This is a genomic window from Caulobacter ginsengisoli, from assembly GCF_030814835.1.
Taxonomy (GTDB): domain Bacteria; phylum Pseudomonadota; class Alphaproteobacteria; order Caulobacterales; family Caulobacteraceae; genus Caulobacter; species Caulobacter ginsengisoli.
This window is the reverse complement of record NZ_JAUSVS010000018.1, coordinates 1-22335: the sequence shown is the minus strand read 5'-3', so window position 1 is coordinate 22335 and position 22335 is coordinate 1. Positions and strand designations below refer to the sequence as shown.

Annotated in this window: 22 protein-coding genes; 11 read left to right on the top strand and 11 right to left on the bottom strand. The window is 71.6% G+C overall.

Annotated elements, in window-relative coordinates; all coding sequences use genetic code 11:
• Positions 1-115 precede the first annotated feature (115 nt).
• Together QO010_RS23850 and QO010_RS23845 are read right to left on the bottom strand one after the other, a co-directional pair.
• A complete protein-coding gene (locus tag QO010_RS23850) occupies positions 116-1558 on the bottom strand; it encodes a GH1 family beta-glucosidase (RefSeq protein ID WP_307353267.1) in 1443 nt (480 codons plus the stop codon).
• Between the two features lie 49 nt (positions 1559-1607).
• Positions 1608-2066, bottom strand: a complete 459-nt coding sequence (locus tag QO010_RS23845) for a helix-turn-helix domain-containing protein (protein ID WP_307353265.1) — start codon at positions 2064-2066, stop codon at positions 1608-1610.
• A gap of 119 nt (positions 2067-2185) precedes the next feature.
• Here QO010_RS23845 and QO010_RS23840 point away from each other — a divergent pair, with 119 nt between their 5' ends.
• The 3 genes from QO010_RS23840 to QO010_RS23830 all read left to right on the top strand — a co-directional run bounded on the left by QO010_RS23840 (position 2186) and on the right by QO010_RS23830 (position 4667).
• A complete protein-coding gene (locus tag QO010_RS23840; protein WP_307353263.1) occupies positions 2186-2464 on the top strand; it encodes a hypothetical protein in 279 nt (92 codons plus the stop codon).
• Between the two features lie 47 nt (positions 2465-2511).
• Positions 2512-3954, top strand: coding sequence for an MFS transporter (locus QO010_RS23835; RefSeq protein WP_307353262.1), 1443 nt, complete (start codon positions 2512-2514; stop codon positions 3952-3954).
• Positions 3955-4052: 98 nt separating this feature from the next.
• Positions 4053-4667, top strand: coding sequence for a pyridoxamine 5'-phosphate oxidase family protein (locus QO010_RS23830; RefSeq protein ID WP_307353260.1), 615 nt, complete (start codon positions 4053-4055; stop codon positions 4665-4667).
• Between the two features lie 25 nt (positions 4668-4692).
• On the opposite strand, the gene QO010_RS23825 is transcribed toward QO010_RS23830, so the two are convergent.
• From QO010_RS23825 to QO010_RS23815, 3 genes are all read right to left on the bottom strand, one after another.
• Entirely contained in the window at positions 4693-5163 is a 471-nt protein-coding gene (locus QO010_RS23825; RefSeq protein WP_307353258.1) for an Hsp20/alpha crystallin family protein, read from the bottom strand.
• A 105-nt stretch (positions 5164-5268) separates the two neighbouring features.
• Positions 5269-5730 carry a host attachment protein gene (locus QO010_RS23820; RefSeq protein ID WP_307353256.1) on the bottom strand — a complete coding sequence of 154 codons (462 nt, stop codon included), beginning with the start codon at positions 5728-5730 and terminating at the stop codon, positions 5269-5271.
• Positions 5731-5742: 12 nt separating this feature from the next.
• Positions 5743-6183: a DUF2267 domain-containing protein gene (locus QO010_RS23815; RefSeq protein WP_307353254.1), complete on the bottom strand. Its 441-nt coding sequence runs from the start codon at positions 6181-6183 to the stop codon at positions 5743-5745.
• A gap of 265 nt (positions 6184-6448) precedes the next feature.
• Between QO010_RS23815 and QO010_RS23810 the strand changes: the two genes are divergently transcribed.
• Positions 6449-7081, top strand: coding sequence for a dienelactone hydrolase family protein (locus QO010_RS23810; RefSeq protein ID WP_307353252.1), 633 nt, complete (start codon positions 6449-6451; stop codon positions 7079-7081).
• 10 nt (positions 7082-7091) lie between these two features.
• Here QO010_RS23810 and QO010_RS23805 read toward each other — a convergent pair whose 3' ends face one another.
• Both QO010_RS23805 and QO010_RS23800 read right to left on the bottom strand, forming a co-directional pair.
• Entirely contained in the window at positions 7092-7763 is a 672-nt protein-coding gene (locus QO010_RS23805) for a phosphoribosyltransferase (protein WP_307353250.1), read from the bottom strand.
• A gap of 890 nt (positions 7764-8653) precedes the next feature.
• Positions 8654-9907, bottom strand: a complete 1254-nt coding sequence (locus tag QO010_RS23800; protein WP_307353249.1) for an MgtC/SapB family protein — start codon at positions 9905-9907, stop codon at positions 8654-8656.
• A 118-nt stretch (positions 9908-10025) separates the two neighbouring features.
• Here QO010_RS23800 and QO010_RS23795 point away from each other — a divergent pair, with 118 nt between their 5' ends.
• Positions 10026-10460 carry a BA14K family protein gene (locus QO010_RS23795; protein WP_307353247.1) on the top strand — a complete coding sequence of 145 codons (435 nt, stop codon included), beginning with the start codon at positions 10026-10028 and terminating at the stop codon, positions 10458-10460.
• Between the two features lie 121 nt (positions 10461-10581).
• On the top strand, positions 10582-10779 hold the full coding sequence (locus tag QO010_RS23790; protein WP_307353245.1) for a hypothetical protein: 198 nt from the start codon (positions 10582-10584) through the stop codon (positions 10777-10779).
• Positions 10780-10785: 6 nt separating this feature from the next.
• Here QO010_RS23790 and QO010_RS23785 read toward each other — a convergent pair whose 3' ends face one another.
• Genes QO010_RS23785 through QO010_RS23770 form a run of 4 tightly spaced genes read right to left on the bottom strand, consistent with a single transcriptional unit; the run spans position 10786 to position 16419 of the window.
• Positions 10786-11979 (bottom strand): efflux RND transporter periplasmic adaptor subunit, encoded by a 1194-nt coding sequence (locus QO010_RS23785; RefSeq protein WP_307353244.1) that lies wholly within the window; start codon positions 11977-11979, stop codon positions 10786-10788.
• A 4-nt stretch (positions 11980-11983) separates the two neighbouring features.
• Positions 11984-14353, bottom strand: a complete 2370-nt coding sequence (locus tag QO010_RS23780) for an ABC transporter permease (RefSeq protein WP_307353242.1) — start codon at positions 14351-14353, stop codon at positions 11984-11986.
• The gene (locus tag QO010_RS23775; protein WP_307353241.1) at positions 14350-15072 is read right to left on the bottom strand and encodes an ABC transporter ATP-binding protein; all 723 of its coding nucleotides are present in this window, start codon (positions 15070-15072) and stop codon (positions 14350-14352) included. Before QO010_RS23775 ends, QO010_RS23780 begins: the two co-directional genes overlap by 4 nt.
• 45 nt (positions 15073-15117) lie before the next feature.
• The gene (locus QO010_RS23770; RefSeq protein ID WP_307353239.1) at positions 15118-16419 is read right to left on the bottom strand and encodes an MFS transporter; all 1302 of its coding nucleotides are present in this window, start codon (positions 16417-16419) and stop codon (positions 15118-15120) included.
• Positions 16420-16661: 242 nt separating this feature from the next.
• Between QO010_RS23770 and QO010_RS23765 the strand changes: the two genes are divergently transcribed.
• The 5 genes from QO010_RS23765 (at position 16662) to QO010_RS23745 (ending at position 22210) form a co-directional block, all read left to right on the top strand.
• On the top strand, positions 16662-17042 hold the full coding sequence (locus QO010_RS23765; protein ID WP_307353238.1) for a hypothetical protein: 381 nt from the start codon (positions 16662-16664) through the stop codon (positions 17040-17042).
• Positions 17043-17122: 80 nt separating this feature from the next.
• Positions 17123-17794 carry a PAQR family membrane homeostasis protein TrhA gene (gene trhA / locus QO010_RS23760; protein ID WP_307353237.1) on the top strand — a complete coding sequence of 224 codons (672 nt, stop codon included), beginning with the start codon at positions 17123-17125 and terminating at the stop codon, positions 17792-17794.
• A gap of 215 nt (positions 17795-18009) precedes the next feature.
• Entirely contained in the window at positions 18010-18498 is a 489-nt protein-coding gene (locus QO010_RS23755) for a hypothetical protein (protein WP_307353235.1), read from the top strand.
• Between the two features lie 15 nt (positions 18499-18513).
• Entirely contained in the window at positions 18514-19944 is a 1431-nt protein-coding gene (locus QO010_RS23750) for a tyrosinase family protein (RefSeq protein WP_307353233.1), read from the top strand.
• 115 nt (positions 19945-20059) lie between these two features.
• Positions 20060-22210 (top strand): hybrid sensor histidine kinase/response regulator, encoded by a 2151-nt coding sequence (locus QO010_RS23745; RefSeq protein ID WP_307353231.1) that lies wholly within the window; start codon positions 20060-20062, stop codon positions 22208-22210.
• Positions 22211-22335 lie beyond the last annotated feature (125 nt).

The following is a 22335-nucleotide window of genomic DNA, read 5'->3' as shown; positions in this document are numbered from 1 at the left end:
CCGCCAACCTCGTCCTCAGCCGAGGCCAGCCATGGGTCACCCAAATGACAGCCACAACATAGTTGCTCCGTCGGCTTCGCCGCCACCTCGCCCAAGGGGCGAGGAATGGTGGAGTCTAGGCCGTCGGCAGCAACCCGCTCTCCGCCAGCGCCTTGAACCACCCATAGCTGGCCTTGGGCGTCCGCGCCCCGCCCGGGCCCGCCTGGCTGACCAGGCCGAACTTCGACGCAAACCCTGAGTCCCATTCCCAGTTGTCGATGATCGACCAGACGAAATAGCCGTCCACCGGCGAGCCGGCCTCCATGGCCGCCTTCACCGTCTCCAGGTGGCGGCGGATATAGGCGATGCGGAACTGATCGTTCTGGATGGCCGGGGCGCCGACCTTGATCGGGTCGCTGCAGCCGTTCTCGGTGATGATCACCCGGGGATTGCCGTAGTCGCTGCGCAGCCAGGCCAGCACCTCGCCCAGGCCCGAGGGGTCGATCTGGCGGCCGAAGGCGTCCAGCTCCGCCCCCTTGGGCGGCTTGCCGGGGGCGATATGGCTCTCGCTCATCAGGTCCAGGCCCAGATAGGTCGGGGCGTAGTAGTTGACCCCCAGGAAATCCACCGGCTGCCTGGTCGTCTTCAGGTCGCCGTCCTTCAGCACGTCCTTGAGATAGCCCAGCATCGGCTTGGGATAGGTCCCCTTGAGCAGCGGATCGAGATAGGCGCCGTTCCACAGCGCGCCGAAACTCTTGGCGACGGGGGCGTTCCAGACTTCCCAGGCCGCGCCGTTCGGCCGGCTGGGCTGCAGGGCCAGGGTCGCCCCGACCTTGACGTCCTTGACCCCGGCCCGCAGCGCCTGGATGGCCAGGCCCTGGGCCAGGTTCTGGTGGTGGGTGACCGGGCCGATATTGGCCGCGCCCGTCAGGCCAGGCGCATGCACCCCCACCACATGGCCGATGACGGTATGCACCGCCGCCTCGTTGAGGGTGATGAAGGTCTTCAGCCGGTCGCCCAGCTTCTCGCCGACGATGGCCGCATAGTCCGCGAACCAGGCGGCGGTGTCGCGGTTCCTCCAGCCGCCGAACTCCTGCAGGACCAGGGGCAGGTCCCAGTGGAACAGGGTGGCGTAGGGCGTCAGGCCCGCCTCCAGCTGGGCGTCGACCAGGCGCTTGTAGAAGTCCAGGCCCTTGTCGTTCACCGCCCCCGCGCCGTTGGGCTGGACGCGAGACCAGGCGATGGAGAAGCGATAGGCCTTCAGCCCCGCCCCGGCGATCAGCGCGACGTCCTCGCCGTAGCGGTGATAGCTGTCGGTGGCGATGGCCGGGGTCGAGCGGTCGAGGATGTGCGCTCCGCCCCTGCAGAACACATCCCAGATGGACGGGCCGCGGCCGTCGACGTCGAGCGCCCCCTCGGTCTGGAAGGCGGCGGTGGCGACGCCCCACTGGAAGCCCGGCGGGAACTGCCGGGACTTCGGCTGCGGGTCGGCCGCGATCCTGGGTGCGCAGGCCTCCAGCCCGGCGACGGCGGCGCCGAGCGCCAGCGGGCCGACGGCGCGGCGGGTGATGGATGTCATGAGGTCCTCCCGATCAGTCCCGCATCCTGCCCCGAGCCGGCGGCCCCGGCTACAGGTCCATCCGGGCATAGCGGCGCAGCTCGCCCGCCAGCCGGCGCAGCGACACCGTCGTGCGGGCGATATTGCCGGCGAAGTTCGGCTGGCCGGGCTCGAACCGGGGCTTGAGGCCGCCGCCGCTGCCCTCGCGGACCAGGCCCTTCTCGATCAGGAGGTCGACCTTGCGCCGCACGGTCTCCTTGGCGATGCCGGTGGTGCGCGAGATGGCCCGCCGCGAGATGCCGGGCACCGTGTTCAGGCCCAGCAGCCGGGGATCGGACAGGTCATAGTCCTCGGCCCGGAAGATCCGCCCCAGGCTGGCGACCAGGATGGTCAGCCAGACCACGTAGGCGTTGTAGTCGGCGTCGAACATCCTGTGCATCGAACAGACCGAGCGCAGCAGGAACTCGCCGGTCAGCACCGCGGCGATGGCCTCGTTGGGGGCCGGGGTTTCTGGCTGTTGGGCGGGCAAGGGCGCGAAACTCCCGGGAACCAAGCGGCCCAATCTGGGCCGCCAGGAGGTTGAGCCCTACCCATTTCGGGGTCAACTGGCGCGTGCGATTGCCTAGTAGCACCTGTCGGGGGGCCGCCATGTCTCGCCAAGACCGATTCACACCTGCGTCCGCCGAGGACTGGCTGGACGATATCGCCGAGGCCCTGAAAGCCTATGGCGGCGCCGCCCATCGCTCGCTGGTCATCGACCGGGTGCAGATCGTGCGCGGCCGCCGCGGCGAAACCTGGGCCGAGGAGGCCGCCCGCGCCGTGCAGGAGGCCTTCGAGCGCCACCGCGACGGCCGCGGCCGGGGCCTCTTCCGCCTCCCCTTCGGCGAGGGCTCGCACCGCTGGGCGCTGGACCAGGGCGCCGTCTAGCATCCATTCCGCCCCGACGGTGTTAGCCTCGCGTCAGGAGGCTCGCGATGACCCAGCAACCGCCCTGCGACAAGGGCCTGATCCAGGCGGCCGCCGGCGCCGGGACTCTGTCGCCGGCCGACCGCAAATGGGTGCTGGCCGCCACCGTGCTGGGTTCGAGCCTGGCCTTTATCGACGGCTCGGTGGTGGGGGTGGCCCTGCCGGCCATGCAGCGCGACCTTCACGCCAGCGCCGAGGCCACGCCCTGGATCGTCAACGGCTACATGCTGTTCCTGGGGGCCCTGGTGCTGATCGGCGGGGCGGCGGCCGACCGGTTCGGGCGCAAGGCGGTGTTCCTGATCGGGCTGGCCATCTTCACCGCCGCCTCCGTGGTCTGCGGCCTGGCCCCGGGCGTCGAGGTGCTGCTGGCCGGCCGCATGGCCCAGGGCCTGGGCGCGGCCCTGCTCACCCCGGCCAGCCTGGCCATCCTGGGCTCCAGCTTCCCTGAGAAGGAACGCGGCAAGGCCATCGGGGCCTGGGCCGGGTTCGGAGCCCTGACCGCCGCCGCCGGGCCGGTGCTGGGCGGGTTCCTGGTCGACCATCTTGGCTGGCGCTCGATCTTCTTCATCAACCTGCCGCTGGCCCTGGGCGCGGCCCTGCTGGCCTGGCGCGCCCTGCCCGAAAGCCGCGACGAAGACGCCAAGGGCCTGGACCTGGCCGGCGCGGCCCTGGCCGCCGGCGGGCTGGGCCTCTTGATCTGGGGCCTCACGCGAGCCGGCGACAAGGGCCTGGGCGATCCGGCGGCCCTGAGCGGCCTCATCGCCGGCCTGGTCCTGCTGGCCGGCTTCGTGGCGGTGGAGGACAGAAGCGCCAACGCCATGGCCCCGCTCACCCTGTTCCGCTCGCGCGACTTCAGCGGCGCGAACCTCCTGACCCTCTTCCTCTATTTCGCCCTCAGCGGGTCGCTGTTCTTCCTGCCCTTCCAGCTGATCCGCATCGAGGGCTGGCCGGCGACCCAGGCCGGGGCGGCCCTGCTGCCCTTCTCGCTGCTGATGGGGTTCGGATCGGGCCTGGCCGGGCGTCTCTCCAGCAAAATCGGCCCGCGCTGGCCGCTCACCGTCGGACCACTGATCGCCGCCGCCGGCCTGGTGGGCATGGCGCTCTCGCCGGGGCTGCCCTATCTCGCCGGACTCTTGCCGGCCACCCTGGCCCTGGGCGTCGGCATGACCATCAGCGTCGCGCCCCTGACCACCACGGTTATGGCCGACGTCAGCGAAAAGCACGCCGGGACCGCCTCGGGGATCAACAGCGCCGTGGCCCGCATCGCCGGCCTGCTGGCGGTGGCCGTGCTGACCCTGGCCTTCACGGCGGCCGGCGGGACCCTGGCCGCGACGCCCGACCCGCCGGCCTTCGAGCGGGCCTATCGGCTGGTCATGCTGATTTCCGCCGCCTGCGCGGCCCTGGCCGGGGTGTTCGGCGGCCTGATGGTCCGGGGCCGTGATCGCGGCTAGTTGCGACCCGCTCGCAACAATGCCACTGTGGCTGCCGATGCGCCTGCTGACATCCTGTGGTCATCCGAGCGCCTAGGCTGCAGCAGGAGGAGGCTCCCATGACCGAACTTGCCGATCAGGACGCCCTGCGCACCGTCTATCCGCTCGCCACGCCCGGGGTGCTGGACAAGGTCATCGACCATGTCGACGCCCACGCCCGGGCGATCATCGCCCTGTCGCCCTTCGTCTGCATCGCCTCGACCCGGCCCGACGGCCTGGCCGACGCCTCGCCGCGCGGGGGCGAGCCGGGCTTTGTGCAGGTGCTGGACGACCACACCCTGGCCATGCCCGACCGGCCCGGCAACAACCGGCTGGATACGCTGGGCAACATCGTCGTCAACCCGGGCGTCGGGCTGTTGTTCTTCATTCCCGGCGTCGACGACCTGCTGCGGGTCAATGGCCTGGCCAGCGTCACCACCGCCGAGCCGCTGATGCAGCGCTTCATCGCCGAGGGCAAACGGCCGCGCTCGGTGGTGCTGGTCGCGGTGCGCGAGGTCTATCTGCACTGCACCAAGGCCCTGCGCCGTTCGGAACTGTGGAACCCCGACCGGCGGGTCGACCGCGCGGTGCTGCCCACCGCCGGCGAGATCTTCCGCGACCACGCCAGGGCCAAGGTCCCGGCCGAACTGATCGACCAAGCCCTGGCGGCGGACGCCAAGGCCAATCTCTACTAGACGGGCCTTGGCGGACGGGCGGACGCTACTTGGCGGCGACGATCGGGATGGTCTTGGCCGCCGCGGCGCCGTCGCGCGGCGCGGTGATGGTCAGGACGCCCTTGGCCATGCTGGCCTTGATCTTCTCGGCGTCGACCCCGCGCGGCAGGCTGATGCTGCGCGAGAAGGCGCCATAGGTGCGCTCGGAGACCCGCACGTCCCCCTTCTTGCTCTCGCTTTCCGACTTCTTCTCGCCGCTGATGGTCAGCACGTCGTCCTCGATGGCGATCTTGACGTCCTGTTCCGAGATGCCCGGCAGCTCCATCGTCACCTCGATGGCGTCTTCGGTCTCGCGCATATCCAGGCGCGGGATCAGGTCCAGTTCGGTGAAGGCGGTCCAGCCGCTGCCGAGCTGGTCGAACAGGCGGTTGAATTCGCGCTGGATCGGCCCGAACACGTCGGTGGCCGAGCGCTGGACGTTGGCGGTGAACTGTTTGGCGGGGGGTTGGCTGGTCATGGTCAGTTTGCCTCTTCTGACGGGTTGTAGACGGCGCACTCAATCTGGCCGGTCGGGCGCGGCGGGGCCTTGATCGAGGTCAAGACCGCCCCGCCGGGCCTCCTCTCAACCGGCCGCCCGGACGGCGAACAGCGCCTCGTCCAGCCAGGCGTGCAGGGCGTGATTGGGGGTCTTGGTCAGGTCCTTGTTCAGGGTTCCGGCGACATGGACGCGCGGCCCGAACTGGTCGCGCAGCAGGCCGATCATGCGCGGCGGCGCGGCCAGGAACAGCTCGTCCAGCCCCTGGCGGCGCATCACCGCCTCGGCCAGCCGGGCCGCCTCGGCGGCGAAGTCGGCCTTGGCCTGGCGATAATAGTCCTCGCGGCCCACGGTATGGCGGCCGGCGGAAAAGCTGACGAAGTTCCGGGCCGGCGGGCTGGCCCGCAGCTCGGCGCGCAGGGTCTTCAGTCGCTCGGTATGGTCCAGTTCCTCGAGGGTGACGTAGTCGCCGGTCTCGGGCGAGCGGCGCACCAGCCTGGCGCGGCCGCCGTCGGTGAGCAGGAAGAGCAGCTTGCGGGGCTTGGGCATGGTTTCGGGTCCTCAGACAGCCCAGTAGACGCCGGGCCAGAACGTCCGCAGCGGCGCGGGCAGGTAGTCGATCAGTTTGCGGATTTCGCCGGCGTCCAGCTGGCCGGCGGCCACGGCGAACACGGCGCGGGCCACGTCCTCGCCCGGACGCGGAAAGCCGGGGGGCAGGCGGCTGGCGAGGTCGGCCGCGAACTTCGCCGCATCGCGGGTGTGGGGCGCGGGGTGGCCCGGCCGCCAGCCCTCGAGATAGAGGCCGCGCAGCAGCATCGGCAGCTGGCCCGACAGGCCCAGCACCGCGTCCTGGGGCAGGTGGTCGCGCAGCGTGTGCAGGCCGGCGCGCAGGGCGTCATAGGCCTCCTGCCGGCTGCAGGGGGGCAGGGCGGCCTCGATGGCCTTGAGCCAGAGATTGGACTGCTGGACGGTGGTGTCGAAGACGGCCAGCCCGGTGTTCATGCGAACCTCCCAAGGATTGAAGCCGGCCGCCGGGTCCAGGACTGGCCGTGGACCCGGCCCGAGTCGCCTCACTTCGAACCGCGGCGAGCCGGCGGTCCGAAGGCCGGGGCCCGGGTATCGGCCCGGGCCTGCCGCCGGTGTCGAGTGATCGCCAGCGACGCGCCACCATCGGCGGCGGATCGTCCCCGCGCATTGACGGGGATCAATTAACAAGGGCCGGCGAGGACTAGGCTGGCGATCTTCCAGGGCTTCAAGAGGCGCCGCCATGCCGTCGATCTCCGCCGCCGCCGTTTCGATCCCGCCGCTGGGCCTGGCGGGAGAGCTCAGAGCCCCCGCCGCGCCGGCCGGCCTGGTGATCTTCGCCCATGGCAGCGGCTCCAGCCGGCTCAGCCCGCGCAACCGCGAGGCGGCCGACGCCATGACCCGGGCGGGCCTGGCCAGCCTGCTGTTCGACCTGCTGACCGAGGCCGAGGCCGGCGACCGGCGCAATGTCTTCGACATCGAGGTCCTGGTCGGGCGGCTGGTCCAGGCCATCGACTGGGCCCTGGCCCGGCCCGACCTGGCCGGACTGCCCATCGGCCTGTTCGGGGCCAGCACCGGGGCGGCGGCGGCCCTGACCGCGGCCGCCCACCGCCCGGCCGACATCGCCGCGGTGGTCTCGCGCGGCGGCCGTCCCGACCTGGCCGGCCCGGACCTGCCCCAGGTCACCGCCCCGACCCTGCTGATCGTCGGCGAGCTGGACGAGCCGGTGCTGACCTGGAACCGCCAGGCCCTGGCCCGCCTGAGCGGCCCGGCCAGCCTGGCCGTCGTGCCGGGCGCCACCCACCTCTTCGAGGAGCCGGGAACGCTGGAGGCGGCGATCGAGCTGGCGGTGGCCTGGTTCGCCGAGCACCTGTGAAGCCGGCGGCCTACCCCTGCCCGCCGAACCGTTCGGAACGATCCAGCAGGTCGATCACCTCGGCGTCGGACAGCTGGTGGAAGTCGGCGTAGAACTGGCCCACCCCGCGGAAATCCTCCGGTTCGGCCAGGCAGACGACCTCGTCGGCCTCCTGGCGAAGCGCCGCCGCCGTGTCGGGGGGCGCGACCGGCGCCGCGAGGATCACCCGCGCCGCGCCCTGGGCCTTCAGCGCCTGCACCGCCACGCGCGCGGTCGCGCCGGTGGCCAGGCCGTCATCGACCAGCAGGACGGTGCGGCCGCGCGGATCGGGCCGGGCGCGGCCCCCGAAATAGAGCCGGCGGCGGCGGGCGATCTCGGCCAGTTCGCGATCCTCTCCGGCCCGCAGCCAGGTCTCGTCGGCCCCGGTCATCTCGCGCACCGCCTCATTGACCACCAGCAGCGGCGGCGTCCCGTCGCTGACCGCCGCCAGGGCCAGTTCCGGATTGCCCGGGGCCCCGATCTTGCGGACCAGGGCCAGGTCCAGGGGCGCGTCCAGCGCCTTGGCGATCTCGAAGGCGACGGGCACGCCGCCGCGCGGCAAAGCCACGACCAGGGGGGTTTCCGAACGGCTGGCCAGGAAGCGCTCGGCCAGCCAGCGCCCGGCCTCGAACCGGTCGGCGAACAGGGGCGAAGACATATCCATGGGGCTCTCCTGGGCGGCCACCACACCGCCAAAGCCGGCCGGCGGCCTTGATGTCGGTCAAGGCGAGGGCGGTTGGGCCGGTCTTAATGAAGATGAACGGAGGGACCCATGAAGACTGGCAAGACAGAATCCGGCGACTCGCTGCGCCTCTGGCTCTCGGTCGGCGGGCTGACCCTGGTTCTGGTCGTGATGCTCCAGTGGCTGAGCGCCGCGGCCTAGGGCTAGTCGACATTCACCGATTTGGGGCCAAATCCGCAGAGTCTTGTCTTGGCGCAAGCTTCGCCCCACCAAACCCCGTCATCCTAGGCCTTGTGCCTGGGATCCCGCCGTCCGCTGTTGGGCGGGTTGGCCGTGGAGCCGCGCCGCCTCAGCCTAATCCTTTGAATTTGCAGCGAATGGAACGCGGGATCCTAGGCACAGGGCCTAGGATGCGGTGGTGGGGATGAGCGTCTGCTGAGCCAAAACCGCAAAGTTCTGGCTTGGCGACATCGCTGAATGTCGATTGGCCCTAGAGCTAGTCGACACTCAGGGTCTGTGATCGGGAATGGAGCCACCTCTAGTGGCTCACCCGAACCTCCCCGTCTCGCAGAGGCGTGGGTTTTCGGGTCGCTTCGCGACAGGAAGAGAAGGCAGGGAAGAAGAGGAAGCGGCCGTGGCGACGGCCGACGCGTCGCGTATCCTCGGCTGGAAGGGTCTTGTTGAGGCGCGATGCGCCTCGATGGATATCAGCGGATCAGCGACGACTGACCTCGGGACGGCGCCGTCGCTCGCGCTTCTTCTCTACCCTTCTCTTCCTGTCGCGAAGCGACCCTGAAACCCACATCCATGCCGCCTGCGGCGTTGGCGGCCCAGACCGGACCGGCTCTTCGAATGTCGACTGGCCCTAGACTTCAGCCCGTCACCGCCAGGGCCGCGCCGCCAGCCGCCAGGGCCAGGGCCGTGCCGCCCGTGAACAGCAGGCCGAACCGCCAGCCCCCGACCACGGCGGCGATCACCGACTTGCTGAGGCTGTCGGCCGCCACGGCGACCAGCACCGCCAGGCCCGCCAGGCCCAGCGCCAGGCCCTGGGCGGCCATGCGGCCCGAGGCCAGGGCGACGGCGTCGACATCGGCCAGGCCCGCCAGGGCCGCCACCGGCAGCAGGCCCGCCGCGCCATAGAGGCCGGTCAGCACCCGGGCCGCCGCCATCACCACCCCCAGCACCAGGGCGAACTTCAGCACCGAGACCAGGTCGAAGGGGCTGCCGACGCCCGCATGGGTCTCGGTCGGCGCCTGGCCCCTCCCCCGCCAGACCGCGACCAGGCCCAGCAGGACCGACACCGCCGCGAAGGCCCCCAACGGCCAGGCCAGCCGCATCGCCAGCGGCGGCGACAGGGCCAGGGCTATGGCCTCCAGCCGCCCGGCCATCACCGCCCCGGCCAGCAGGGCGGCGGCCAGGTGGATGGCGGTGTTGGGCCTCTGGCGCTGCAGCCGCGCCACCGACAGGGTGGCGGCGGTCGAGGAGACCAGGGCCCCGGCCAGGCTGGCCAGGATGGCCCCGCGCGAGGGGCCCAGCACCCGGATCGCCGCATAGGCCAGGAAGGAGACGCCGGCCAGGGCGATGGTCAGCAGCCACAGCTCGTGCGGATTGACCGCCCCGTGCGGCCCGTAGGCGCGGTCGGGCAGCAGCGGCAGGGCCACCAGGGTCATGGCCAGCAGCACCAGGGCGCCGCGCAGCTCCGGCCAGGTCAGCGTTTTCAGCCACTGGTGCAGGGCCGGCTTGAAGGCCAGCAGGGCGGTGGCCACCACGGCGGCGGCGGCGGCCACCTGTCCGTCGCCGACGGCGGCGTAGGCGCCGAGCGCGAAGACCAGCAGGGCCGCGACGATGGCGGTCATCGAATAGTCGCCGTCCTTCTCCTGCTCGCGCAGCTTGAAGACGATGACCGCGGCGGCGAAGGGCAGGGCCAGGCCGAAGAAGGCCCAGCCGCCGAACGGCCCGCTCAGCAGCCCGGCCAGCCCGCCCAGCAGCCCCGACAGCGCATAGGTGCGGATGCCGGCCGTGCGGCCGCCCTCGGCGATGTCGCGCGCCTGCCAGCCGCGCTCGACCCCGACCAGGAAGCCGATGGCCAGGGCCAGGCCAAGACGTTGCAGCAGTTCCAGCGGCATCCAGCTCTCCTCCCGCCCATCATCGTCGAGCCGGCGGCTCCCGCCAACCTTGCGCTGGGTCAAGGACCGCCGCCGGCGCGCGCATCAGGATGTCCCCAAGCCTGAACGGAGCCCATCGATGAAGAACCCGATCCTGGCCGGGGTGCTGGCCGCCAGTCTGGCCATAGGCAGCATCGCCGCCGCCGCCCAGCCCTCCAACCCGCGCGGCGAAGGCAACCCCCGGGGCGAGGGCGCCCCGCGCGGGGAGGTCCGCCGCGAGGACTGGCGCCGCCCGCCCCCGCCCGGCTGGAACCGCGACCGCTGGGAATACCGCCAGCGCTATGAACGCCGCCATCCCCGCCGCCGCGACGACCATGACGAGGCGGTGATCGCCGGCATCTTCGGCTTCGTGCTGGGCGTGGCCATCGCCAGCTCGCAGGACGAGCAGGACCAGATGCCCTCCCGCCTGACCAACCCCGGCTGGATCGACTACTGCCGCGACAAATACCGCAGCTTCGATCCCGAGAGCGGCACCTATCTGGGCTATGACGGCCTGAGGCACTACTGCCAGTAGGAGCGGGGATGAGCGGTATTTAGGTACCGCCCCAAGCCCAGGATCCGCGCCTTGATCCATATCAAAGACGGCAGCCGGTCCCCCCTGGCACCGGTTCTCTTCGCGCGCCGCTGTCGTGAAGGTGAGACTGTTGCTTAAGACGTATCTGTTGCGCTTTGTCGCCAAGGGCCAGACCATCGCGCTTCAGCCGGTCCTCTGCGGGACCAACGCCGAGGCCCTGGCCGAAGCCCGGCGCGGCCTGGAGCAGCGCCCCGACTGCGAGGCGGTCGACGTGCTGCTGGGCGACACCGAGATCTTCCACATCGGCCGCGCCGACTGAGCGCCCTCAGGGCCGCGCCGCCAGCCGAACGCCGTCGCGGACCTTGTCGGAGGGGAAGACCACCACCCTGTCGCCCGCCGCCAGGCCGGAGCGGATCTCGGCCTCGGCGTCGGTCATCGCCCCCACGCTCACCGGGACCAGCCGGGCCCGGCCGTCCTCCAGGCGAAACACCGCCCAACCCTCGCCGGCCCGGGCCAGGGCGCCCAGCGGGACCTTCAGCACCGCGGGGGCGCGGCGCAGGATGACCCGGCCCCAGACGCGGTAGCCGGGGCCCAGGCTGACCCAGCGCGCCGGTGGTCCGGCAAACTGCAGGAAGACCCGCACCCGCTGCTCCTCGACCCCCAGGGCCGAGGTCTTGGTGAAGCCCTGCGGCTCGACCCGCCGCACCCGGGCCGGCAGCGCGCCAGGGCCGCCCCAGTCGAAGATCTCGGCCTCCATGCCCTCGCGGATGCGCACCGCGTCCTGGGACAGGAATTCGATGGAGGCCTCCAGCCCGCTCGAGTCGCCGATCTCGACCAGCGGCGCCCCCACCGGCACGGTGCGGGCGCTCTCCTGCAGCACGCGGGTGACATAGCCGGTGGCCGGGGAGGTCACCGGGGTCGAGCCCTGGCCGGCGGCCTCGGGGCCGAGCAGCACGGCCCGGGCCCGGCCCAGATCGGCCTGGCGGGCCGCCCGCTCGGCCTCGGCGGCCCGCACGGCGGCCTGGGCGACCCGCACTGCCGCCTGGGCGTCGTCCAGGGCCTGGGGCGAGGCGATGCCCTTGGCCGCCAGGGTGCGGACCCGGGCCAGGCTCGCCTCGGCCCGCCGCGCCTCGGCCGCCAGCCGCTCGCGCTGGGCCCCGGCCGCCGCCACGGCGGCTCTAGCGGCGGCGACGGCGGCCTCGGCCTGGGCCCGGCCGCGCACGTCCAGCAGGTCGGCGGCGGCGGGATCGATGCGGGCCACCACCGTCTGGCCGGCGACCACCCGGTCCCCGACCTCCAGCTCGATGCGCCGCAGCCGGCCGGACACCGGGGCGGCCACCACATAGGCCTCGCGCACCCGCGCCTCGCCCTGGTCGGAAACGCTCTCGGCGATCGGCCCCAGCCGCGCCGCCGCCAGCTCGGCGGGCGTGGGCCGGGGCGCGGCCAGCCAGGCGATGGCGCCGGCCAGCACCAGCAGCACGGCGGCGATGGCCAGCCAGCGGATCTGTCTGGGTCCCATGACTCTATTCCCTCGTCTTCAGCACGGAGACCATGTCCAGGCTCCAGATGCGCCGGCCCACCAGCAGGGCGGCCAGGGCGATGGCCGCCACATAGGCGGCGAGCGACACGGCGTAACTTTCGGCGGTCAGCACCAGCGGCAGCCGCAGCTCCTCGCGGCCATAGGCCTGGACCAGGCCCGCCGCCAGCAGATGGCCGCCCGCCAACCCGATCGGCAGGGCGACCAGGCCCAGGACCAGCAGCTCGCCCAGCAGGATGTAGGCGCAGTCCCGCCGCTCGAAGCCCAGCACCCGCAGGGTCGCCAGGTCGCGGGCGCGCTCGGACAGGGCGATGCGGCTGGTGTTGAAGGCCACCCCGAAGGCGATGGCGGCGGCGAAGCCGACATAGAAGGTCATCGAGGTGCGGAAGGCCTCGATCATCACCGCCCGCCAGTTGGCCACGGTCTCGTCGCGCGAGGCGGCGGCCAGGATCTGCGGGGCGGCCTCGAGGGCGCGGTAGAAGGCGGGGTGGGCGTCGGGCGCCACCTGCAGCTGGGCGCCGCTGATCAGGTCGCCGTCGGCCATCAGGGCGTTCAGCCGCCCCCGGTCCATATAGACGGCAAAGCCGCTGTAGTCCTCGGCCAGGCCCGTGACCGGGGCCAGGACCGAGGGCGCCCGGCCGTCCAGGATGTCGAGCCGGACGCGGTCGCCCGCCGCCAGGCCCAGCCTGCGGGCCAGGGCGGCGCTCAGCACCACGCCGGGCCCGGCCAGGGCCAGGGGACGTCCCGCCGCGTCGAGGGGCCGGTTCAGCCGCGCGTCCGGCGCCAGCCCGGTCAGCCGGGTGCGCTCCTCGCGGCCATTGGCCCTGGCCCGCACGGCCACGATGCGCACCGGCTCGGCGGCGAACACCCCCGGCAGCCGGCGGACCTGCGCCAGGGCCCCGGCCGAGCGCGCCTCGGCGAACCCGATGGAATCGCTCCAGCGCTGGGCGCGGTAATAGGCCTGGTCGATGACGTGATCGAGGCTGCCGAACACGAACTGACTGCCGACCAGCAGGGCCAGGCTGGCGGCCAGGCCCAGGGTGGTCAGCACCGCCCGGCCGGGAAAGCGCTCCAGGTTGCGCACGATCATCCGGCTGGCGGCGTCGACGGCGTGACCCGGGACCAGGCGGTCCAGCAGGCCCTGGCGGTAGGCGGCCGGCCGGGGCGGCTGCATGGCGATGGCGGGCGAGAGCCGCGCGGCCCGGCGCGCCGCCAGGGCCGAGCCGGCCAGGGCCGCCGCCACCGAGGCGCTGGCCGCCAGCCCGAAGGCCGGCCAGTCGAAGCTGGGGTCCAGCACCGGAAAGCGGAAATATTGCCGGTACTGCTCGACGATGGCCGCCGCCAGCCACACCCCGCCCAGCCCGCCGCCCGCCGCTCCGACCAGGCCGATGGCGGCGGCCAGCTTGACATAGGGGGCGGCGGCCTGGGCGTTGCCGTAGCCGAAGGCCTTGAACAGGCCGATCTGCTCGCGCTCGGCCTCGACCAGCCGGGTGATGACCATATGGGTCAGGGCCGCGGCGATCAGCAGGAAGACCGGCGGCAGGATGGAGGCCGAGATGGAGAGCTCGCGCAGCTCCGCTTCCAGGAAGGCGTGCGAGGGCTGGTCGGCCCGGCCATAGCTGGCCCGGCCGCCATAGGGCGCGGTCAGCCGGTCGACCGCCTGCAGCACCCGGGGGAGCGAGGCGCCCGGCGCCAGTTTCAGGGCCAGGCTGTTGAAGCCGCCCTGCAGGCCGGCGGCGCGGTCGACGGCCGGGGCCGGGGCCCAGAGCACCGCCTGGTGGGCGTCGTCGGGCATGAAGGACTGCGGGCTGGGCGCGTAGACATATTCCGGGCTGCGGGCCGCCCCGACGATGCGCAGGCTGACCGACCGCCCCTCGAGCGTCGCCGTCAGCCGCTGGCCGAGGCTCACCCCCGCCGCCTCCATGAAGCTCTGCAGGGCCACCGCCTCGTCCAGGGACGCCGGATCGGGCAGCCGGCCGCGGGTGATGCTGATGCGGTTCAGCCCGGCGCCCTCGCGCGGCGGCAGGGCGATCAGCCGGACCAGGGCCGGACGGGCCAGGCCCGGGACTTCCATCAACCCGCTGGCCGTCACCCGGGCGTCCAGCGCCGTCACCCCGGGAATGGCCGCCAGGGCCGGCAGCCGCGAGCGCGGGGCGCGCCGCAGGTCGGCGAAGGCGTCGGCGAAGCGGGTGTCGGCGTAGAAGCGTTCCTGGGCCCGGGCCAGGGCCTGCTGGGCCGAGAAGGCCATGACCATCACCGACACCCCGCAGGCGATCAGCAGGGCGATGGCGGCGGCCTGCCATTTCATCCGCCACAGGTCGCGCAGCAGCTTGCGGTCCAGGGGAGCGGGCCTCACAGCCGCATCTCCCGCGGCTCGACGGGGTGTGGATTGACGGCGATGTCGGTGATCGCCCCGTCGCGGAAGCGGATCACCCGGTCGGCCATGGCCGCGAAATCGGCGTTGTGGGAGACGATCAGGGTGGTGGCCGCCTCGGCGCGGCTGACATCGCGCAGGGCCTGCAGCACCTGCACCCCGCTCTCGCTGTCCAGCGAGCCGGTCGGCTCGTCGCAGAGCAGGATCTGCGGCCGCTTGGCGATGGCCCGGGCCACGGCCACCCGCTGCTGCTGGCCGCCGGACAGCTGGGCCGGGAAGTGGTCGAGCCGGTCGCTGAGCCCAACCCTGGCCAGGGCGTCCTCGGGCGTCATCGGCCGGCGGGCCAGCTCGGTGATCAGGGCGACGTTTTCCCGGGCCGTCAGGCTGGGGACCAGGTTGAAGAACTGGAAGATGAAGCCGACGCTGTCGCGGCGATAGGCGGTCAGGGCCTTGTCGGAATCCCGGGTCAGGTCCTGGCCCTGGAAGATGGCCGCCCCGTCGCTGGCCCGGTCCAGCCCGCCCAGGATGTTGAGCAGGGTCGACTTGCCCGAGCCGGACGGCCCCAGCAGCACCAGGGTCTCGCCCCGGCGGACATCCAGGTCGACGCCGCGCAGGGCGTGCACCGGCCCGGCGGCGGTCGCATAGACCTTGGTCAGGCCGCGCACGCTGAAAGCCAGATCGTTGACGGCCGGGTCGGGCATGGCCGATCGACTAGCCCGCCGGGCGTCAGGCGGCCTTGATTGGGGTCAAGCCGGCCGCGTCCGCGGTACGCCCGCCAGCACCAGGGCGCCGGCCAGCATGAAGCCCGCCGCCACCGCCACCGCCACCCGCTGGTCGCGCACCAGCCCGGTCAGCACCGCGATCAGCAGCGGGGCCAGGAAGGCGGTGGCCTTGCCCGACAGCGAATAGAGGCCAAACCAGCGGCCGCTCTCGCCCTCCGGCGCCAGCTGGGCCATCCAGCCGCGCAGCGAGGCCTGGGCCGGGCCGAAAGTCAGGCCGACGAACAGTGAAAAGAACAGGAAGACCCGCTCGGCCAGGCTGGCGAACAGCGCCCGGCCCGCCTGCGGCGGTTCAATGGGCAGCAGGAAGAACAGCCGGTCGGGGGCCACGCAGCCGACCCCCAGCGCCCCGAACAGCACGATGGCCACGGCCGTCAGCACCGTCCGCTTCGAGCCCAGCTTCTCGTCCAGCCGCCCGCCGATGAAGGTGCCGATCCCGGCGAAAACCGAGAGGGCGATGGCGTAGATCCCCAGCTGCGTCGTGGTCCAGCCGAACATCCCGGCCGCCAGCACCCCGCCGAACGCCACGAAGCTGGAGATGCCGTCCCCGACCAGCATGCGGCCGATCAGGAAGCCCAGCATGTGCGGCTTGGACGGCAGCGAGCGGATGGTGGCCCACAGCTCGGCCAGGGGCTTGGGCCCGGCCACCCGCGGCGGCTGCGGGGCCGACAGCATCAGCGGCCAGGAAAACACCAGGAACCAGAGCGCCACCAGCGGTCCCACCATGCGGTCCGCCTCATGGGCGGTCTTGGACAGGCCCAGCAGCGGAAAGCCCAGCAGCACCAGGAACAGCGAGATCAGCGCCCCGACATAGGCCGCCGCCCAGGCCGTGCCCGACAGCCGCCCGACCTGGCCCGGCCTGGCGACCAGCGGCAGCAGGGAATTCATCACCGACGCCCCCAGCTCGCAGGTCACCCCGGCGATGACCAGACAGCCCAGCACCAGCGGGATGCGCTCAGGATGGCCGGGCTCGGCCCACCACAGGCCGATGCTGGCGATGACGAACGGCACGGCCAGCAGCACCAGCCACAGGCGCGGATTGCGCCGGCTGTCCACCGAGGCGCCGAGCATGGGGCTGAGGATGGCGATGGCCAGGCCCGAGACCGCGCCCGCATAGCCCAGCAGGCTCTGGGCCAGGATCTTGTCGCCGACGAAGAAGGCCGTGAAATACGGGGTGAAGATGAAGGTGGCGATCAGCGCCCAATACGGCTGCTGCGCCCACTCATACAGCGCCCAGGCCAGCCGCCGGCGGTCGTCCTTGGTGATCATGTCTTAGCCCCCCGCCCGCCATTTTGGTGACCGAATTACTCGTTCAACCACCGCCTGGGGTCCACTCCCAATTCCGCTCATCCCCGCGAAAGCGGGGACCCAGGCTTTTTGCTGTTGAGGGCGCTTCCGACAGCCCTGGGCGGCTGCAAGTCCGCTACGAAAAACACCTGGGTCCCCGCTTTCGCGGGGATGAGCGGGGAGAGGGGTGGCTCAACTGTTGAAATCACCTCTATCGTATCCCCATGACCCTCTGGCGATTCATCTTCGCGGCCGCCGCCTTCTTCAACCTGGCCGTCGGCCTGCCCCTGCTGCTGGCCCCGAAACTGGTGGCCGCCGCCCTGGTCAACACCCCGCCGCCGGACTTCATGCTGGCCCAGATCTGCGGGGTGCTGATCAGCGTGTTCGGGATCGGCTACGCCATGGTCGCCCGCGATCCGGCCGGTGGGCGGCCGATCGCCTGGCTGGGGGTGATCGGCAAGCTGCCGATCCCGGTCATCCTGTGGTTCTACGTGCGCGCCGACCTGGTTCCGGTGCGCACCCTGCTGCTCAGCCTGGGCGACCTGGGGTTCGCGGTGCTGTTCGTGATCTTCCTCTGGCGCACCGCTCCCGCCAGCGAGGCGTGACCTGGCAGTCAGTGACAGGATGGGCACGGCGATGGTTTTTCGCCCCGCGCCTCTTCACAATTCCACCATCCGAGCGCCGTATGACCCTCGTCATGGACGACAAGCCGCCCCGCCACTATCCGACCCCCGCCGCCAAGTGCGCCGACCTGGTGGTTCACATCGCCGGGCTGTCGCTGGCCCTGCTGGGCGGCGGCATCCTGCTGGGGCTGGTGTTCGGGCGCGGGACGCTGGGCCAGACCGCCGCGGTGGCGGTCTACGCGCTGGGCGTCATCCTGATGCTGGCCTTCTCGATGGCCTATAATTTCGGCAAGGCCCAGTGGCGGCCGATTCTGCGGCGGCTGGATCACGCCGGCATCTTCGTGATGATCGCCGCCTCCTACACCCCCTTCACCACCCAGCGGCTCGAGGGCGCCTGGGCCATCGGCATGACTGTCGCCGTCTGGACCGTGGCCCTGGCCGGGGTGCTGGGGAAACTGTTCCTGCCGGGCCTGGGCCGCCGGGTCTGGGTCGGGCTATATCTCGCCATGGGCTGGCTGGTGCTGGTGGCCATCAAGCCGATGATCGCGGGCCTGTCCTGGCCGGCCCTGCTGCTGCTGGCGGTCGGCGGGCTGGTCTATTCGACCGGGGTGATCTTCTACCTGATGAAGCGCTTCAAGTTCCGTAGAGCCGTCTGGCACGGCCATGTGGTGAGCGCGGCCGGCGCCCACTACGCCGCCGTGCTGCTGGGCGTGGTCCTGGCCGGCGCCCGCTAGACCCTTAACCACAACCTAGACTTGCCATTCCCGCGATAGGGGCATAGCCTCCGTCGCGTCGGGGGATCAGTAAGCGTCCGCGCTGCCCAGGGTCCCCGCGCCAACACCCTGCGCCGCGAGCGCCGAGAGACCAGGCCGAGGGATCCCGGTCCGGCTCCACCTGATCCGAATGCGCGTCCGTGTGGGATCCGCTTGAACAGAACCCCGGAGGGCTCATGCCCGGTCTGGCGTTGGCCGGTCGCGCCATGGTTGCGTGTCTGGCGCTGATGATGGCCGCTTGCTCGCCGGCGCTTTCGGCGGCAGGCGACCCGTCCGCTGCCGAAAGCGCCGAGAGCGGCCCGGTGCGGCTGGGCGCGGAGCCGGCGCGCATCGCCCTGACCCCGCCGCCCGGCCTGCGCGCCGCCGCCGCCAGGGGCGCGAGCCTCATCCTGGTCCTCGACCGCCTCTCCGCCGACCGCCAACCGGGCGTGCTCTACCGGGTCGAGATCGAGGGCGCGGCCCAGCCTCTGGGTCATCTCAACCTCTACAACGCGGTCACCGGCGGCCCGGCCGAGTTCCGCTTTCCGCTACCTGCCAATTCCTTTCCGGGGGGGGCCCTGCCGCCGCCGGGCAAGCCCCTGATCGTCATCGTGACGCCCGAGTCCGCCCCGGACCCGGACGCCCGTGTGCTGCTGGGCCGGGTCACCCTGTCCAGCCAACCCTGAGGGAGGACGTAAGTCATGGCCAAGCTTTCGAGACGCGCTCTGCTGACCGCCGGGACGGTCATTCCGTTTTCGCAATGGATGGCCGGCCAGGCCTGGGCGCGGGCGCCGCTGGTCCGCCGCGACTACACCACCGCCGCCGCCGCCACCGACCTTGGCCGCTACGCCGCCGCGGTGAAGCTGATGATGGCCGCCGCCGAGAGCGACCCGCGCGGCTGGATGTTCCAGTGGTATATCCACGCCGTCCGCGGCGACCGCACCAAGTCCGGGGAGCTCACCCGGGTCTACCCCGTCGCCAGCCCGCAGAAGACCCTGGCCATGGCCAGCTGGGCCACCTGCCAGGCCCATTCGGCCGGCACGGTCGAGGACTATTTCCTGCCCTGGCACCGCATGTATGTCTTCTTCCTGGAAGCCATCATGCGCAATCTGATCGGCCAGCCGACCTTCGCCCTGCCCTACTGGCGCTACACCCAGCCGGCCGAGCGGGCCCTGGCCTCGCAGTTCCGCATGTCGGGCGATCCGACCTGGGGCAGCCTCTATCGCTCGTCGCGCAACCCCGGGACCAACGCCGGCACGGCCATCGACAGCGGCATCGTGCCCACCCCGCTCAACACCGACTCGCTGAACCAGACCAGCTACAGCCCCAGCGGCGGCCAGCCCGGCTTCTGCGCCCAGATCGACGGCAACCTGCATGGCAGCGTCCACGTCCTGACCGGCAACGGGACGGGCATGGGCTCGGTGCCCTGGGCCGCCAACGACCCGGTGTTCTGGATGCACCACTGCAACATCGACCGCATGTGGGCCAGCTGGAACCGGAACGGCGGCTGCAATCCCAGCGACTCCGGCTGGCTGAACCACACCTTCACCTTCCCGGACGCCAACGGCAATTCGGTGGTCGCCAAGATCACCGACTTCAAGGCGCTGGGGTCATTGGGCTACACCTACGACACCTTCGAGCCGGGGCCGTCGGTCGGGACCTGCAACCGGCCGCGCTTCAACCTCGACTGGCTGAAACACCTCTACCTCTATCCGCTGCCCTTCCCGATCGATCCGCTGGGGCCGGTGGAGATCAACCTCAAGATCCCGCCGCGCGAACTGATCTCGCCCAAGCAGCTGATCAGCCCGCAGAACGCCCGGCCGCGGCTGATCCTGGAAGGGCTCAAGGCCAGCGAGCCGCCCGGCGTGCTGTTCGAGGTCTTCCTGAAGACCGACGCCAAGGCCAAGCCCCAGGTGCTGGGCGTCATCAACTTCTTCGACGCCGTCGAGATGCAGCATGACGACATGCCCAACATGAAGATGGGCGCCCCGCCGGTGAAGTTCTTCAGCCTCGACGCCAGCGCCGCCCTGCGCGGCGTGCGGGAAGCCCCGATCATCGGGCTGCGGCCATTGGGTAAGGCCAATCCCGAGGCTAAGCTCAGCATCGGCAGGGTCAGGCTGGTGATGGGGTAGGCGCGGTTCAAACTCCCTCCCCTTTATGGGGAGGGAGTTGATGGTCCATTCCAATCCCCGCGGAAACCCGATGTTAGGACCGCGCCTCTAGCCTCACCGGCTCGGGAGGGGCGCCATGTCGCTGGACGCGGGCTATGTCACGGTCGCCCAGGTGCGGGGCAAGGAGCTGCGCACCCGCCTGGTCGCCGGGCTGATCATCGCCGGGGTGACCTGGGCCGTCGCGCCCAGCCTCTGGGTGCCGGTCTGGCTGGCCGCCCTCTACCTGGCCCAGATTCCCGACCAGCTGGTGGGCCGGGCGATCCGCGGCCATCGCCAGAAGGACGGCGGGCCCCTGCCGGCCCGGCTGAGAGCCGCGGCCGTGTTCTGCGCGGGCTTCGCCGCCACCGTCTACGCTTCCATCGTCGTGGTCATGTGGACCGAGGGCGGCGAGCCCGGCCGCATCCTGGCCATGATGCTGCTGGCCGGCGGCCTGCTGCATGTCTCGCTGCACATGCATCACGTCCGGGCGGTGATGATCGCCACCCTGGCCCCCTATGTGATCGGCTGGATGGGCCTGCCCCTGCTGCCCGGCCTTGCCGGAGACAGCTACAGCCCGACCGTCATGCTGGGCATGATGGCGGCCGGCGGCCTCTATCTGCTGCACCTGGTCACCGCCGTGCGCGGCGCCAACCGGACCACCCTGGCCCTGCGCGCCGCCACCCTGGCCGCCGAGGGCCGCGAGGCCTCGGTGCGGCTGCTGTTCGAGGACAATCCCGTAGCGGTGCTGCTGGTCGATCCGCTCGACCTGGCCATCATCGACGCCAACGCCGCCGCCTGCCGCCAGTTCGGCCGCACGCGCGAGGTCCTGCTGGCCCTCAACACCCTGGACCTGGGGGCCGAGGAAGACCGCGCTCTGGCCCGCCGCCTGCACGCGGCCGGCGAGTTCAAGCAGGCCTCCAGCGAGCGGGTCTGGCGCATGCATCACGCCGACGGCTCCGACATCTTCGTGCGACCGGCCTCGCAATATGTCTGGTCCGACGGACGCCAGCTGGCCCTGACCGCCATGGTCGATGTCAGCGAGCGCTACCGGGCCGAACAGACCCTGATCGAGAACGCCCAGGCCCTGGAGCGGGCCCGCGACGAGGCCGACGCCGCCAACCGCGCCAAGAGCGAGTTCCTGGCCAATATGAGCCATGAAATCCGCACCCCCCTGAACGGGGTGGTGGGCATGGCCGACGTCCTGGCCCGCACCCCGCTGATCCCCGCCCAGGCCGAGATGGTCGAGACCATCCGCTCCTCCGGCGCCACGCTGGAACGGCTGCTCTCCGACGTGCTGGACCTGGCCCGCATCGAGTCGGGCCACCAGGAAATCCGCCCCGAGGCCTTCCACCTGGGCGCCGCCGTGCGCGACGTGGCGGCCCTGTCGACCCTGCGGGCCCGCGAAAAGGGCGTCGCCCTGGTGCTGGACCTCTCACCGGGCGCCGAGACGGTGGTGCAGGGCGACATCACCCGCCTCAAGCAGATCCTGACCAACCTGCTCTCCAACGCCGTCAAGTTCACCGAGGTCGGCGAGGTGCGCCTGACCGTCGGCGGCCCCGACGGCGAGCAGCAGTTCCTGTTCACCGTCAGCGACACCGGCGTCGGCTTCGACCCGGCCGGCATGGACCGGGTGTTCGGCCGATTCCAGCAGGCCGACGGCTCGATCAGCCGCCGGTTCGGGGGCACGGGCCTGGGCCTGGCCATCTCGCGGGAACTGGCCCAGCGCATGGGCGGCGCCCTGGAGGCGGCCAGCGTCCCCGGCCGGGGTTCGACCTTCACCCTGACCCTGACCCTGCCGGCCGGCGAGCTGGCGGCCCAGAACGCCCAGCCCCGCGAATCCGGCCTCGACCGGCCGGCCCGGGTGCTGCTGGCCGACGACCACCCCATCAACCGCAAGGTCGTCGAACTGATGCTGGCCCAGTCCGGCGCCGAGCTGGTCAGCGTCGGCGACGGCCGCCAGGCCCTGGCGGCCCTCGAGGGCGGGGTCTTCGACGTCATCCTGATGGACATGCAGATGCCGGTCATGGACGGCCTGGCCGCCACCCGCGCCATCCGGGCCCGCGAGGCGGCGCTGAACCTGGCCCGCACCCCGGTGATCATGCTGACCGCCAACGGCATGCCCGAACATATCGAGGCCGGCATCGCCGCCGGCGCCGACGGCCACCTGACCAAGCCCATCACCGCCGAAGCCCTGTTCGAGGCGGTGTTCCGGGCGCTGGAAGCGCCGGCGGTGGAAGCGGCGGCGTAAAGCTCCGCCCCTCACCTCCCACCACGTCATCCTAGGTCGTATCGACATTCAGGGATTCCCCTTTTGTGGGATGCCTGATTCATAGGGCTCCGTTCGATGGACGGAGCCCTTTCGATGTCGGTCAA

Coding starts and splice junctions, on each gene's coding strand:
- QO010_RS23770 (WP_307353239.1), bottom strand. CDS start 16,419: ATGATCACCAAGGACGACCGCCGGCGGCTGGCCTGGGCGCTGTATGAG.
- QO010_RS23820 (WP_307353256.1), bottom strand. CDS start 5,730: ATGCCCAAGCCCCGCAAGCTGCTCTTCCTGCTCACCGACGGCGGCCGC.
- QO010_RS23795 (WP_307353247.1), top strand. CDS start 10,026: ATGAAGAACCCGATCCTGGCCGGGGTGCTGGCCGCCAGTCTGGCCATA.
- QO010_RS23785 (WP_307353244.1), bottom strand. CDS start 11,979: ATGGGACCCAGACAGATCCGCTGGCTGGCCATCGCCGCCGTGCTGCTG.
- QO010_RS23800 (WP_307353249.1), bottom strand. CDS start 9,907: ATGCCGCTGGAACTGCTGCAACGTCTTGGCCTGGCCCTGGCCATCGGC.
- trhA (WP_307353237.1), top strand. CDS start 17,123: ATGACCCTCGTCATGGACGACAAGCCGCCCCGCCACTATCCGACCCCC.
- QO010_RS23815 (WP_307353254.1), bottom strand. CDS start 6,183: ATGAACACCGGGCTGGCCGTCTTCGACACCACCGTCCAGCAGTCCAAT.
- QO010_RS23755 (WP_307353235.1), top strand. CDS start 18,010: ATGCCCGGTCTGGCGTTGGCCGGTCGCGCCATGGTTGCGTGTCTGGCG.
- QO010_RS23835 (WP_307353262.1), top strand. CDS start 2,512: ATGACCCAGCAACCGCCCTGCGACAAGGGCCTGATCCAGGCGGCCGCC.
- QO010_RS23850 (WP_307353267.1), bottom strand. CDS start 1,558: ATGACATCCATCACCCGCCGCGCCGTCGGCCCGCTGGCGCTCGGCGCC.
- QO010_RS23825 (WP_307353258.1), bottom strand. CDS start 5,163: ATGACCAGCCAACCCCCCGCCAAACAGTTCACCGCCAACGTCCAGCGC.
- QO010_RS23775 (WP_307353241.1), bottom strand. CDS start 15,072: ATGCCCGACCCGGCCGTCAACGATCTGGCTTTCAGCGTGCGCGGCCTG.
- QO010_RS23750 (WP_307353233.1), top strand. CDS start 18,514: ATGGCCAAGCTTTCGAGACGCGCTCTGCTGACCGCCGGGACGGTCATT.
- QO010_RS23830 (WP_307353260.1), top strand. CDS start 4,053: ATGACCGAACTTGCCGATCAGGACGCCCTGCGCACCGTCTATCCGCTC.
- QO010_RS23840 (WP_307353263.1), top strand. CDS start 2,186: ATGTCTCGCCAAGACCGATTCACACCTGCGTCCGCCGAGGACTGGCTG.
- QO010_RS23805 (WP_307353250.1), bottom strand. CDS start 7,763: ATGGATATGTCTTCGCCCCTGTTCGCCGACCGGTTCGAGGCCGGGCGC.
- QO010_RS23765 (WP_307353238.1), top strand. CDS start 16,662: ATGACCCTCTGGCGATTCATCTTCGCGGCCGCCGCCTTCTTCAACCTG.
- QO010_RS23810 (WP_307353252.1), top strand. CDS start 6,449: ATGCCGTCGATCTCCGCCGCCGCCGTTTCGATCCCGCCGCTGGGCCTG.
- QO010_RS23745 (WP_307353231.1), top strand. CDS start 20,060: ATGTCGCTGGACGCGGGCTATGTCACGGTCGCCCAGGTGCGGGGCAAG.